This is a genomic window from Streptomyces sp. NPDC014907, assembly GCF_055562975.1.
The window spans coordinates 56,464-68,094 of sequence record NZ_JBVHEG010000017.1 but is presented as its reverse complement, the minus strand read 5'-3'; the positions used below and the strand labels follow the sequence as shown (position 1 = coordinate 68,094).

The window sequence follows — 11,631 nt, the reverse complement described above, 5'->3', positions numbered from 1 at the left end:
CCCGCGGAGCGGGTACCTCATCGCTGCGCGATGAGCAAGCGAACCACCGGGCTGCGCCCGGTGGTTGCGCGGACGCTCCGCGTCCGCGCTGCACCTCGCTGCGCGAGGTGCGCACCACCCGGACTGCGTCCGGGTGGTGCCGGCCTGCGTCCGGGTGGTGCCGGCCTGTCCGCTGCGCTCCCAGGCCGGGCCCTGCTGTGCAGGGCCTGACCGGTGCTCCGCTTCGCTCCACACCGGGTTGGGCGGGGTCCGCTGCGCTCCCCGCGCCCAACGGCTCCTCCGGCTGCGCCTGCGGGCCTATGGCCCGCTGGCGCGGGCCAGGGCTGGCTGCGAGGGCGGGCTACTCGATGTGTCCGGTCGTGGGGTCTACCTGCTTCAAGAAGTCCCGCGCTAGTGCGTGGAGATCCGGCTCGCTCAATGCCCTGGCCGGCTGCACTCCAGAAGTGAAGCCGTATCCGGGGTTGGGGCCTGATAGCCAGGTGAAGTCGTACGTGCCCAACTCGTCAGGACGTTCGGTGACATCGAATGTCTCCCCGTCGACCACGAGTGTCGACCGCTTTGTGCTGTACCTGTCCATGACTGGTCATTATGTCTGGAGCTCCGGCATCGCTCGTCCGTGTCGGCGCTCTTCGTGCCGGCGCTTCAGGGAAACTCGGGGTTCTATGTGCTTCATTTTTAGAGTCAAGATAAACTATGGACTCAGAGCACACCACCCCGGACAGCTTCGAAGGGTTATCGAGTTCTATCTAGCGGCCTTGCTGATGCTCCGGTGAGGCAGAGCAGTCAGCCGATCGCGTCAGTCCAACCGTAGCCTTTGCGGCTCCTCCACATGCAGGTTTTCCGTTTCCCCGCTGCTCGAATCGACCGGACAGCACCCCAGGTTAAGGCAGGCAATATGTCGAGCAAAGACCGTGTTGACCAGCGCGAGGCAGCCCAGCGAGAAGCCATTGACGCGGTCGTGCGCGCCCTCGAATTGCCTGCAAGATCACTTGTGCCCGAGCGGGGGCTGCGAACTCAGGTGATCATGGCGACCGGGTCCGGGAAGACCCGGGTGGCGGTCCGCAGCGCGGAGGAGCTCCACGCGGGCCGTGTGCTGGTGCTCGTGCCCTCGCTGGACCTGCTCGCCCAGACCGAGGCCGCGTGGCGCGAGGGGGGCCGCCGGGGGCCGATGATCGGGGTGTCCTCGCTGCGGGGCGAGGAGGTGTCCTTCCCCAACACCACGGACGTGGACGAGCTGGTGGAGTGGACGCGGGGCCTGGACAAGGTCACCGTGTACGCCACGTACGCCAGCCTCGGTCTGGGCACGCTGGAGCGGGCGCACGCCGCCGGCCTCGCGGCCTGGGACCTGATCGTCGTGGACGAAGCCCATCGCGTTTCGGGCCGGATCGGGAAGCCGTGGGCGGTCGTCCACGACAACCAGAAAATCCCCTCCCTGCGCCGCCTGTACATGACGGCCACGCCCCGGCTGTGGCAGCTCGGAGACGACGACGCGGCCGGCGCACCCGGCGAGCTGGTCGCGAGCATGGAAGACGACCCCGAGGGCCCCTTCGGCAGCCGCTGCTTCACCCTGACCCTCTCGGACGCCATCGACCGGGGAATCTGTGCCCCCTACCAGGTGGTGTGCGTGGACGTGACCGACACCCAGCTCCAGGCCGCCCAGCTCCTGGGCGCGGAGTCGCGGTCGGAGGAGGTACGCGGGGCCCGGCTCGCGGCGCTCCAGACGGCGCTGATGAAGGCGTCGGCCGAGGAGAACTTGAAGCGCACGCTGGTGTTCCACGGGGTGATCAGGGAGGCCGAGGCGTTCGCGGCCGGCCTTCCCGGCGTCGCCGCGCGGCTCCACGACGCCGACCCGGAGCTGTACCCGGAGACGATCTGGGCGGACTGGCTGTGCGGGGATCACAAGCCCCTCTACCGCCGTCGGGTGCTGACCGAGTTCGAGGACGGTGTCGACGAGGACGGCACGGTCGTGGAGAAGGCGTTCTTGTCGTCGGTGAAGGTCCTGGGCGAGGGCGTCGACACCCGCCGGTGCGACTCGGTGTACTGGGCCGATGTGCGCGGCTCCATGCCCGACCTCGTCCAGGCCGTCGGGCGCGCGCTGCGGATGCAGCCCGGTGAGGGCAAGGTCGCCTTCCTCGTCGTGCCCGTCCTCCTGGGGCCCGGGGAGACGGCGGACAACATGCTCACCAGCCGGGCGTTCGGCGGGCTCGCCAAGCTCTTGGAGGCGCTCAGGGCGCACGACGCACGGATCGTGGAGCAGCTGGCCGAACAGCAGCGGCCGAGCCGCTACAAGGCTGTCAGCAAGGACGACAGCAGCAAGAGCACCGACGGGAGCGGCGAAGGCTCCGGGGGCGTGAGCGCGCCCGCCAAGGCCCTGCTGAAGTTCTCCACGCCGCGCGACCCCGCGCAGCTGGCCGCGTTCATCAACCTGCGGGTCCTCAACCCGGAGCACGAGCACTGGCGGCGCGGTGTGGAGGCCGCCTCCCTCTACGCCCGTGAGCACGGCGATCTGAAGGTGCCGTTCACGTTCCGGGTGCCCGCCGTCGACGACCAGAAGCAGAAGGGGGAAGGCGCGGTGTGGCCGGCTTCGCTCGCCGGGTTCCCGCTGGGGCAGTGGATCGCCGATGCAAGGCGGTTCTACGCCCGCGGGGACATGGACACCGGCCGCGTCGTGCAGCTGGAGAAGCTCGGCATGATCTGGTCGCACTTCGACGTCGCGTGGGAGGAGGGTCTGTCTGCCGCGCGCGGGTGGGCGGCCGAACACGGGCACCTCCTGGCCCCGCTCGACGCCGTCTATCAGGGCGCTGCGGTGGGGATCTGGCTGAAGAACGCGCGGGCCGCCGCCCGACGCGCGGCCGAGCTCGAGCAGCGCCAGGCCGAAGGGCTGCCCGTGGCATCGTGGGCCGGGGCGCTGTCGGAGGCGCGGCGCGAGCAGCTGGAAGAGATCGACCCGTCCTGGTGCCCGACCTGGCCGGTGGAGTGGCAGAGGGCCTTCCACCTCGTACGCCGGCACCTGGACGAAGGCGGGACGCTTCCGGCGCGGGCCGGGGAGGTCGTGCGCCAGGGCGAGGACCTGGGGCGGTGGGTACGGGCGCAGCGGCTCGGGTTCGACAAACTCACGAGCGTGCAGCAGTGGATGTGCGAACACGTCCTCGGCATCACACCCGCGACCGAGGACGAGAAGCCGAAGGCCCGGATGAGCCAGGCGGAGAGGTGGGCGATGCACTACGCCGTCGCCCGCCAGTTCTACCAGCGCGAGGGACACCTGACCGTGCCGAGGAAGCACATCGAGACCGTCGTCCTCGGCGACGACGGCGAGGTGGAGCGGGAAGTGTCGCTCAAGCTCGGGGCATGGGTCGGCAACCAGCGCACCCGGGCCGCGACGCTGGCCCCGGAGCGGATCGAGCAGCTCTCCCGGATCGGGATGAGGTGGGCGTAGTCGAGGGCATCGTCACTGCAGAGAAAGCTCATGACATGGGCGCTGAGGGGAGGATTCGGACTCGTAGCAACCCGTCGTATCCTCCGGTGGCGTAGAGGCGGTTGTCCGGAGAGAATGCGGCGGCGTCGACAACTCCTGTATGGCCGCCGAGCGGTGCTTCGATCTCTCTCCAGGTGGTGGTGTCCCAGAGACGGACGACGTGATCGCCTACTTCTTTTCCCTTGATGTGGCCACTGATAGCTGCGAGAACACGTCCGTCGGGTGAGAAGGACATCGTGTTCACCTGATCCTCGTCACAGTTCAGGGGCTCGTGGATCATCTCGCGGCTGTGAACGCTCCATAGCTGGATGTCACGGCTGGCTGTCGCCAGGAGTTGCCCATCGTGTGAGAAGGCGACAGCGGATACCTCTTCTGCGTGGCCTTGCAGTGGCTCGCCAAGCTTCTTCTGTTCGATGGGGTTCCACAGGTGAGCAACGCCGTTCGGATGGCCCGTGGCGAGTAGTCCCGTGGAAGAGAGGGCGGGCTGTGCGGTGAGACTGCTGGCCCAGGGCTTCCCGACTTTGCGGGGCTGAGTCACGTCTGCGAGGTCCCACAGTCGTATGGTTCGGCCGACGGTGATGAGGTGGCGGCCATCGGCTGAGAAGAGCACTGTTGTGACACTGTCTCCGTGGCCTTTCAGAGGGTCGGCAACCAAAGTGCGGCTGGCTACGTCCCACAGGCGGACGGTCTCGTCCTGGCTACCGGTTGCAAGAAGGCGGCCGTTCGGCGAGAAGGCCACCGCACGCACAAGGTCGGTATGCCCCAGGAGCGGGGCTGCAGCCTTCTGCTGAGTGACCGTGTCCCATAGCTGAGCCGTTTTCGCCCCGTGCCCTGTGGCCATCAGGGATCCGTCCGGTGAGAAGGCCACAGCCCACACTCCCCCGGTGGCGGACGCGGTGGGCAGCAGTTGCAGGTACTCGCCGCGGCGCAGCGCAGCCAGCACGACCTGTTCCGCCAGGCCGCCGGACGGTGCTATCGGACGCGAGCCGAGGCCAGAAGAGTCTGGGGGTCTCCTGTCGATCTTTGCTTGCTCTTTCAGAGCCTGGAGGTGTTGCCAGCGCTCGCGCCAGGCAGCGAGATCCTTGTGCCGGCGTGTGGCAATCTGTCCGGTCTCATAGGTGAGCAGAACTCTGACAATGGTCATGTAGTAGTCGAACCCCGGCAGGTTCCTCCCTTTCAGGGTTGCGCTGATCCCGGACTCGGACAGGCGTTGGCCACCGCGAGCAGCCCGCGCGGCGATTTCCTTCCCCGTCGGGGAGTCGTGCTCAGCTTTCAATCTGCGCAGTTCTGCAGCGGCTGCCCGCAGCTCTCCCTCAAAGTCCCCGCGTCCTGCCGGTGAGGTGCCCGCCACTGGTTGCATCATCAGCCTCCCCCCCGATTACCGAAAGTCCAGGCTAGAGCGATGCCACTGGAGAATGTTGGAGAACTCCGAAGTTGGCTGCAGAACAGTGAAGGGTGCTGTCGCAGAGGCCTCGCTACAGCCATTTGCGTACTTCCCCACGCAGTAGGGGATCCGGGGCCGGACTGCGGTGAACTGATCTCGCGGGCAGGAACAGAGCAGGGGGCGAACCCCGGTTCTGGTCCCACCGTGTTGTACATCCGAACTCATCTCTACCCGGAACAAGTTCGACACGGCGTTGGCCGTTGCCCAGAAAGGCGACGGCCCCCTGGTGGGCAGGGAGCCGTCAGCAGAGGACCGTCCCCCAGCAAAGGAGAACCTCATGTCCAGGACCGAGCGTACGGTCATCAACGCAAGCGGGAAATCCCCCGCGCCAGAACCACAGCCCTGGATCACCCGATGGAAGAGCAGGGCACGCAGGATCCGCAACGAGGCCGGCCTCTACCTCGTCAGGGGCGCGGCAACGGCCATCGGCGGAAGCATCGTGATCTACATCAGCACCTGGCTCCCTACCCTGACCCAGTAACCGACAGCTCAGTCCGCGGCGGCCATCACGAGGTCGTCGCGGATGTCCTGGGCACGTTCTTGAGACTGGCGCAGGACAGAGACGAGCAGCATGACGGCGATGATGCAGTGGCCATGGCTGAGGTGATCGAGGGGAAGGTGATGCAGAACAGCGTGGCGGGAGAGGTTGTCAGGCAGCGGATCGTTCTCTTCGGGGTAGTACTTCGTGTAGAGGGTGGCAAGGGGAGCGAAGACGTACTGCCTGGCAGGCAGGTAGCCGTTGGGCTTCTGCCTGCCGATCTTGGCAAGTGCCCAGTGCTTACGCTCCTCCGTCTCGGTCAAGGTGTACAGGATCTGTTCGAGCGCGGCGATGGCCAGGGTCGCCGCGGCTTCTCGATGGCCGTCCTCCCAAGCCGCCAGCGCCTTGCGCCCGGCTTCGACTTCGGCGGTGAGCCACTCATCGGTGCACTCGTCGAGGCGCACCTTGCACAGGGCCCGGATCTCATCCTCGGCGGCGACGAGAACTGCCAGTTTGTCGTCGTGGGCTGGGCCTGCTGTCGCGAGCCGTTGAAGAATTTCTCGGTCTGGAAGCCAGGCGACCGGGATGCCGTGGTCCTGAGCCAGGTGAAGGAGCTGGTCCAGGGGTACCGCGCTCCCCCACCAGTTCTCATGCCGGCTGCCGGCTGTGTAGAAGCTAGGCATCTCTCGGTGGCCGTGGACTACCGGGTCGTAGGTGTCCCAGATCTTCGCCCAGTCACGGAGCTCGGCTATGGAAGCTTTGTTTCTTCCAGCACTCGGGTCGGTGAACGTCGTCATGCACGCATCTTCCTCGCGCGACACATCAGTGTCAGCCAGATAGCGAAGAGGGCGCTCAGCAGCACTCGCCTTCTATGTCGGCTCAGCAGCCCAGGTCCGCCGTTGCCACATCGCTCAGCCTGTCACCAGCCATCGATGAAGCAGCTACGAGCCGATAGATGCACCGGCTTCCATCGGGCGCCTTCCAGTGCCCGCTGCGGTCCAGTCCACCGGATCACGTCGCCTTGACATCGCGATCTTCTCATCGAAAGGATCACCGGCATACAGTCCAGCGCCACAGTGAAGACACTGGGCTCTTCAATGCCTCGGGGGGATCTTGAGCAGGATACGTCGTATCGCCATCGGTCTGGCACTGACCAGCTGCGCTCTGCTGACAGCGTGCAGCGGCGATGCCGAGGTGGACAAGTCCATCAGTGACATAAGGACCTCTGTAGACCGCATCCGTGACGAGATGAAGCTGGAGTCTGCAGCCGTAGAAGCGGGCGACGCTCGGACCGAGGTCGAAAGCGTGCAGCTTGCCTCGCAGCTCGAACTGGAGAACCTCCGCAAGGCCGCCAACCGTGCCCCTGCCGAGACCCAGGAGTTCGCGGACGCTGCCGAGGCTTGGGCGGAAGCAGTAGTAACTTCACGGACAGCGATCCTCGAAGGAAGCCCGGAAAGCACCTCCACCCTGGCTCTTGCAAACGTGCGTCTCAGCGAGAAGACGATGGATCAAGAGGCCGAAGAGCTCAAGATCAAGCCCTGGCTGAAGCTGGACGAGTATTAACAGTCGACGCCAGCCGGGCTGGGCCTGCCCGATAGTCGACATCCCGGTACTGAGAACCGCGCTATTCGGACCAGCAGGCGGCCGTCGGCGCCGATGTGCCCGCCTTGATAGCCCGAGGTACCGGCCAGGGCGCGGCCCAGGGCACGTCGAAGCCGCTCATGGCCCGCCTGACGGAGGAGTTCCTGGCCCGGCCCGCCCGACTGGGCCAGAGCCCTGGGGACTTCATCAGGAAGCTGTGGGAGTAGCCGGCGGGGCGGGGTCATCCTGCCCGGCCCCGTGGTTGGCCGGCCGGAACCGGGCGTGCTCCGACAGCCGGTCGGATGATGTGGACGATCAGGGCGGTGGCGTTGTCGGCGTACGGGTCCCGCTGCGCGCGGGCAAGCCGTACGGCGTCGTCGACCAGGAGCTCGGCAGCCTCGCGCGGATCGCCGTTCAGGTAGCCGCCCAGGTCGTGGCCGGCGTCTTCGTGGGGCTCGTAGGCGCCGTCGGAAGCGAGCAGCAGCCATCCGGGCCGGGCGGGGCTGGACAGGGACTCGATCGCCGGGTGGCCCCAGATCTGTTCGGTCTCCTCGTCGTCGCGAACTGTGCCGAGGCAGGCGGTGATCAGGCTGCGGTCGCCGTAGCCCTCGCAGGCGCGGCGGGCGTTGTGGTCCTCGCTCAGCTGCCGCAGGGGCCCGGGATCGTCGAGGAGGAGGTAGGCGCGGGCGTCGCCCGACCAGGCGACGGAGAGCAGGCCGCCGGGGACGTGGACGGCGACGACGGCCGCGGCGGCGGGCAGGTCGTGGTCGGGGTCGTGGCGGGCGGGGTCGGCGGCGTAGCGCTCGTACTCGGCGCGCAGGCCGGCTTCCGCGTCGCCGTGTCCGGCAGCCGCGCGGGCCAGGCGGCGTGCGGCGGTACGGGTCCAGGCCCGGACCGCCGGGGTGTCGCCGACGCCGTCGAGGAGGGCGTAGGCACGGGTACCGTCCGGGACGAGGGGCAGAGCAGGGGGACGAAGTACATGACCCCACCAGAGGCTCATGCCTGAGGGGCGCTGAACTGGCGGCGTAGGTATCCGTACCAGGCGTGGATGTAGGCGGTGCTGATTGCGGCTTCGGGGGCGAAGAGGTCCCAGGCGTGGTAGGCGCCGGGGTACAGGTGCAGTTCGACGGGCACGCCACCGGCCTGGAGTCGCGCGGCGTAGGCCAGGTCCTCGTCACGGAAGACGTCAAGTTCGGCGGCTGCGATGAAGGCGGGCGGGAGGCCGGTGAGGTCCGTCGCGCGCGCGGGTGCGCTGTACGGCGGCACGTCGTCGGCGCCGGCGCGGTCCCCGAGGATCAGGTTCCAGGCCAGGATGTTGGTCGCGCGGTCCCAGATGCCGATGTCGGTGACTTCGTAGCTGGACGGGGTGGTGTTGCGGTCGTCGAGCATCGGATAGCTCAACGCCTGGAACAGCGGCGTCGGTTCGCCCTGGTCCCGGATCATGAGCGCGGTGGCGGCGGTGATACCGCCACCGCCGCTTTGCCCGGCCAGGGCGACGCGGGTCGCGTCGATGCCGAGCGCGGCCGCCTGGCTGCGAAGCCAGCGGTAGGCGAGCAGGCCGTCCTCGGCCGCGGCCGGGGCGGGGGCCTCCGGCGCGAGTCGGTAGTCGACGGAGGCGACGATGCAGCCGACCTCCAGGACCAGGCGCTTGAGGGTGGGATCGTCCTGGGCCGCGTACCCGAGAACCTGCCCGCCGCCGTGGAACCAGACCAGCACCGGAAGCGACCCGGCCGCCTCGGTGGGTCGCAACAGCCGGATGGCGAGGGTGGAGCCGTCCGGGCGGGGCGCCTGGACCTCCTCGACCGACACGGACGGCTCGTCCGGTATCTGGGCCGCGATCGCCTCGGCGAAGGCGTGGACGCCGACGCGCGTGCCTTCCAGGTCACCGAGGTCGAACACCCCGGCCTCCGTCATGGGCACCGCCTTCAGGGCTTCGGCCAGTTCCGGGTCGAGTCGCTCGTGCGCGTTCTTGGTGTTCATGTCGTTCGTCTCCTTCCGGCTGCACAGCAGCCGGTCGTGCATGGGGTGGTGGGTCGTGCGGGCCGGTTCCGCGCGGGCCCCCTGAAGGGGCGCGGGGAACGGACCGGGATGGAAGAGGGGGTTCAGCGCACGGTGGCGGTGCCGGTGTCGTAGTAGTGGCCTTGGCCGAGGTCGTCGACGAGGCCGGGCCGGATGGGCGTCCAGCCCAGGAGGTCGCGGGTCAGCGTGCTGGAGGACGGGTTGTCGGCCTGGACGTGGGTGCTCAGGAAACCGAAGTGGGTTTCGGCCTCGGTCGGCGCGATGCTGACCACGGGCAGGTGCAGTCCGCGTCCGATGCCCTCGGCGATCCGCCGGAAAGTGATCCCCTCGTCGTCGACGGCGTGCAGCCGTGTTCCCGCCGGGGCGGATTCCAGCGCCAGCCGGTACAGGCGTGCCGCATCCAGCGTGTGCACGGCGGGCCAGCGGTTGGTGCCGTCGCCGACGTAAGCCGAAACGCCCTTGGAGCGCGCGATGGAGATGGAAGTCGGGATGAAGCCGTTGTGGTCGAGGGAGCTGTGCACGGTCGGAGGGAGCCGGACGACGGACGACCGGATGCCGTGCTCGGCGAGTGCGACCACCGCGTTCTCGGCCTCGATCCGCGGGCCCGCGTCGAGCACGTCGGCCTCGGTGAGCAAGCCCCGCAGTCCCGCGGAGGCGAACAGCGCGGTTCCCGACGTGGCCACCAACGGCTTGCCGGTGCCGGCAAGCGCGTCTCCGAGCGCGTAAAGGGCACGCAGATCCGTTGCGATCGCGCCGTCGAAGTCGCCGGCGAACATGGCGTCGTGCTTGAAGGCCAGGTGGATGACGCCGTCAGCCCCGGCAGCGGCCGCAGCGAGACCGTCGAGATCATCGAGGTCACCTCGGTGCACCTCGGCCCCAGCAGTCGTCAGCGCGGTGGCGGACTTGTCCGAGCGGGCCAGCCCGACGACCTGGTGTCCGGCTTCGAGGAGCTCGGGAACGACGGCGGAGCCGAGATGCCCGGAGGCTCCGGTGACGAATACGCGCATGGTCCTGCCCTTTGCTACGGGCTCCCCACCAGGGATGGAGAGCCGCGATGTCAGTTCGTGACATCACCGTAACAGCCATGTCAGTCCCTGTCATCACTCTGATGTCAGGTTCTGTCATCGACGTGTAGGATCGGAGCATGAGCCGATGGAAACCCGACGCGCGAGGCCGCCTGGAGAAGGCGGCGATGGAGCTCTACAACGACAAGGGCTTCGACGCCACCACCGTCGCGGAGATCGCCGCCCGGGCCGGAGTCACCGAACGCACCTTCTACCGGCACTTCGTCGACAAACGGGAAGTCCTCTTCCAGCCCAACGCCCTGACCGACGTCCTCGCGCACGCCACGGCCAGCGCCCCCGACGCTCTGACGCCACTGGAGGCGATCACCCACGCCCTGACCGAAGCCGCTCCCGTCTTCGAAGAACGCGCGGAGCTGGTACGGCAGCGCCAAGCCGTCATCGCCGCCAATCCCGAACTGCAGGAGCGCGAGCTGGCCAAACACGCCTCGCTCGTCTCCGCCCTCGACCGCGCGCTCCGGGAACGCGGTCTGGACTCCACCACTGCGACGCTCGCGGCCGGAATCGGGATCGCCGCCTTCAAGGTCGCCTTCGAGCACTGGATCGCCGACCCCGACCAGCACGCCCTCGCCCGGCACATCCGGGAGACCCTGGACGCCACCAGACACCTCGCCGCACCGGTCGAACACGCCGCCGCGACCGATGGCGCAAGTCCTCAGAGCTCGTAACACGATCTTGTGATCTCAGGTTCTGCATCTCTGACACACGGCTGCGTACGCGGGCGCAGCCTGAGCGGAGGGCGTCCAACTTGCCTGTTTTCAAAGGGTATTGACATGTTTTCGCGTGTTCTGTCATGTTCTGTTCCGCCGCTTCCGGCGACCGAGCGAGAGATGATCTCATGCGACGAACCGAGTACGACGAGGGCCAGGCCGCCAAGCGCCGGAAGGTGCCCGTAGCCGCCTTCCGGTGGGCCCGGCACACCGGCCTGATCCAGGCCCCGGACGCGTCGTCCTCCCAGTGGTCCCGGGCCGCCGTGGAGGCTCTGGACGCCGACGGCATCCGGGCCGCGATGCCCTCTCCGCCGATCTCCGGCGGCGCGGCGGCCGACCGGATCGCCGCCGCCCTCGGCACCCCGAACCGGACCATTCACGGCGAGAAGGGACACGTGACGGCGTTCGTGGTGCGCCGGTTCGTCGACCGCGGCCTCCTGGTCGACCTCAGCGCGAACCCGGACGGAACGCTGCACCACCCCGGCCAGGTCGCCGAGGTCTGCGCGCGCGAGGACCTGGCCGCCCTGGTCGCCGCCGACACCCCGCTCGGACCCGAGCAGGCCGCCGCCCGCCTCCGGGTCCGCCGCGCCGACTTCGACCACATGGTCCGGCTCGGCTGGGTCCGCTCCCCGCAGTCGATCGAGGTCCGCTTCGGCACCAGTCGGGCCGAGACCGTCGACGTCGCGCTCTACACCACGGCCTCCGTCGACGCGATCGTCCCCGCCCACCCCGAGGTCGACTGGCAGGAGCTCCGCCAGGTCGGGAAGGGTCGGCGTTCACCCCTCGCCGCCCTGCTCCCGAAGACGAAGACGGTATCGGCACCGGCACCGGCGTAGGGGCCG

The 11,631-nt window shown here is 68.3% G+C and carries 12 protein-coding genes; 6 read left to right on the top strand and 6 right to left on the bottom strand.

What is annotated here, in order from left to right; translation table 11 throughout:
* Nucleotides 1–340: 340 nt before the first annotated feature.
* A complete protein-coding gene (locus tag ACZ3IL_RS28325) occupies nucleotides 341–577 on the bottom strand; it encodes a hypothetical protein (RefSeq protein ID WP_467394874.1) in 237 nt (78 codons plus the stop codon).
* Nucleotides 578–895: 318 nt separating this feature from the next.
* Between ACZ3IL_RS28325 and ACZ3IL_RS28320 the strand changes: the two genes are divergently transcribed.
* Entirely contained in the window at nucleotides 896–3,436 is a 2,541-nt protein-coding gene (locus tag ACZ3IL_RS28320) for a helicase associated domain-containing protein (RefSeq protein WP_467394872.1), read from the top strand.
* Between the two features lie 28 nt (nucleotides 3,437–3,464).
* Here the strand turns inward: ACZ3IL_RS28320 and ACZ3IL_RS28315 are convergent, their stop codons facing one another.
* Complete coding sequence (locus tag ACZ3IL_RS28315) at nucleotides 3,465–4,826, bottom strand: WD40 repeat domain-containing protein (protein ID WP_467394870.1); 1,362 nt, start codon at nucleotides 4,824–4,826, stop codon at nucleotides 3,465–3,467.
* A 370-nt stretch (nucleotides 4,827–5,196) separates the two neighbouring features.
* Between ACZ3IL_RS28315 and ACZ3IL_RS28310 the strand changes: the two genes are divergently transcribed.
* Nucleotides 5,197–5,400 (top strand): hypothetical protein, encoded by a 204-nt coding sequence (locus ACZ3IL_RS28310; protein ID WP_467394868.1) that lies wholly within the window; start codon nucleotides 5,197–5,199, stop codon nucleotides 5,398–5,400.
* A gap of 8 nt (nucleotides 5,401–5,408) precedes the next feature.
* Here the strand turns inward: ACZ3IL_RS28310 and ACZ3IL_RS28305 are convergent, their stop codons facing one another.
* The gene (locus ACZ3IL_RS28305; RefSeq protein ID WP_467394866.1) at nucleotides 5,409–6,194 is read right to left on the bottom strand and encodes a hypothetical protein; all 786 of its coding nucleotides are present in this window, start codon (nucleotides 6,192–6,194) and stop codon (nucleotides 5,409–5,411) included.
* Nucleotides 6,195–6,510: 316 nt separating this feature from the next.
* On the opposite strand from ACZ3IL_RS28305, the gene ACZ3IL_RS28300 reads away from it, so the two are divergent.
* Together ACZ3IL_RS28300 and ACZ3IL_RS28295 are read left to right on the top strand one after the other, a co-directional pair.
* Nucleotides 6,511–6,960 carry a hypothetical protein gene (locus tag ACZ3IL_RS28300; protein WP_467394864.1) on the top strand — a complete coding sequence of 150 codons (450 nt, stop codon included), beginning with the start codon at nucleotides 6,511–6,513 and terminating at the stop codon, nucleotides 6,958–6,960.
* A gap of 104 nt (nucleotides 6,961–7,064) precedes the next feature.
* Nucleotides 7,065–7,205, top strand: a complete 141-nt coding sequence (locus tag ACZ3IL_RS28295; protein ID WP_467394862.1) for a hypothetical protein — start codon at nucleotides 7,065–7,067, stop codon at nucleotides 7,203–7,205.
* A gap of 14 nt (nucleotides 7,206–7,219) precedes the next feature.
* Here ACZ3IL_RS28295 and ACZ3IL_RS28290 read toward each other — a convergent pair whose 3' ends face one another.
* The 3 genes from ACZ3IL_RS28290 to ACZ3IL_RS28280 all read right to left on the bottom strand — a co-directional run bounded on the left by ACZ3IL_RS28290 (nucleotide 7,220) and on the right by ACZ3IL_RS28280 (nucleotide 10,004).
* Nucleotides 7,220–7,978: a PP2C family serine/threonine-protein phosphatase gene (locus tag ACZ3IL_RS28290; RefSeq protein WP_467394860.1), complete on the bottom strand. Its 759-nt coding sequence runs from the start codon at nucleotides 7,976–7,978 to the stop codon at nucleotides 7,220–7,222.
* Nucleotides 7,975–8,958 carry an alpha/beta hydrolase gene (locus ACZ3IL_RS28285; RefSeq protein WP_467394857.1) on the bottom strand — a complete coding sequence of 328 codons (984 nt, stop codon included), beginning with the start codon at nucleotides 8,956–8,958 and terminating at the stop codon, nucleotides 7,975–7,977. Before ACZ3IL_RS28285 ends, ACZ3IL_RS28290 begins: the two co-directional genes overlap by 4 nt.
* A gap of 122 nt (nucleotides 8,959–9,080) precedes the next feature.
* Nucleotides 9,081–10,004 carry an SDR family oxidoreductase gene (locus ACZ3IL_RS28280; RefSeq protein ID WP_467394855.1) on the bottom strand — a complete coding sequence of 308 codons (924 nt, stop codon included), beginning with the start codon at nucleotides 10,002–10,004 and terminating at the stop codon, nucleotides 9,081–9,083.
* 137 nt (nucleotides 10,005–10,141) lie between these two features.
* Here ACZ3IL_RS28280 and ACZ3IL_RS28275 point away from each other — a divergent pair, with 137 nt between their 5' ends.
* Together ACZ3IL_RS28275 and ACZ3IL_RS28270 are read left to right on the top strand one after the other, a co-directional pair.
* Complete coding sequence (locus ACZ3IL_RS28275; protein WP_467394853.1) at nucleotides 10,142–10,747, top strand: TetR family transcriptional regulator; 606 nt, start codon at nucleotides 10,142–10,144, stop codon at nucleotides 10,745–10,747.
* A gap of 170 nt (nucleotides 10,748–10,917) precedes the next feature.
* Entirely contained in the window at nucleotides 10,918–11,625 is a 708-nt protein-coding gene (locus ACZ3IL_RS28270) for a hypothetical protein (RefSeq protein ID WP_467394851.1), read from the top strand.
* Nucleotides 11,626–11,631: the final 6 nt, after the last annotated feature.

Excerpts from the sequence above, each read along its gene's own strand:
- ACZ3IL_RS28325 (WP_467394874.1), bottom strand. The coding sequence starts at position 577 with ATGGACAGGTACAGCACAAAGCGGTCGACACTCGTGGTCGACGGGGAG.
- ACZ3IL_RS28320 (WP_467394872.1), top strand. The coding sequence starts at position 896 with ATGTCGAGCAAAGACCGTGTTGACCAGCGCGAGGCAGCCCAGCGAGAA.
- ACZ3IL_RS28310 (WP_467394868.1), top strand. The coding sequence starts at position 5,197 with ATGTCCAGGACCGAGCGTACGGTCATCAACGCAAGCGGGAAATCCCCC.
- ACZ3IL_RS28305 (WP_467394866.1), bottom strand. The coding sequence starts at position 6,194 with ATGACGACGTTCACCGACCCGAGTGCTGGAAGAAACAAAGCTTCCATA.
- ACZ3IL_RS28290 (WP_467394860.1), bottom strand. The coding sequence starts at position 7,978 with ATGAGCCTCTGGTGGGGTCATGTACTTCGTCCCCCTGCTCTGCCCCTC.
- ACZ3IL_RS28285 (WP_467394857.1), bottom strand. The coding sequence starts at position 8,958 with ATGAACACCAAGAACGCGCACGAGCGACTCGACCCGGAACTGGCCGAA.
- ACZ3IL_RS28280 (WP_467394855.1), bottom strand. The coding sequence starts at position 10,004 with ATGCGCGTATTCGTCACCGGAGCCTCCGGGCATCTCGGCTCCGCCGTC.
- ACZ3IL_RS28275 (WP_467394853.1), top strand. The coding sequence starts at position 10,142 with ATGAGCCGATGGAAACCCGACGCGCGAGGCCGCCTGGAGAAGGCGGCG.
- ACZ3IL_RS28270 (WP_467394851.1), top strand. The coding sequence starts at position 10,918 with ATGCGACGAACCGAGTACGACGAGGGCCAGGCCGCCAAGCGCCGGAAG.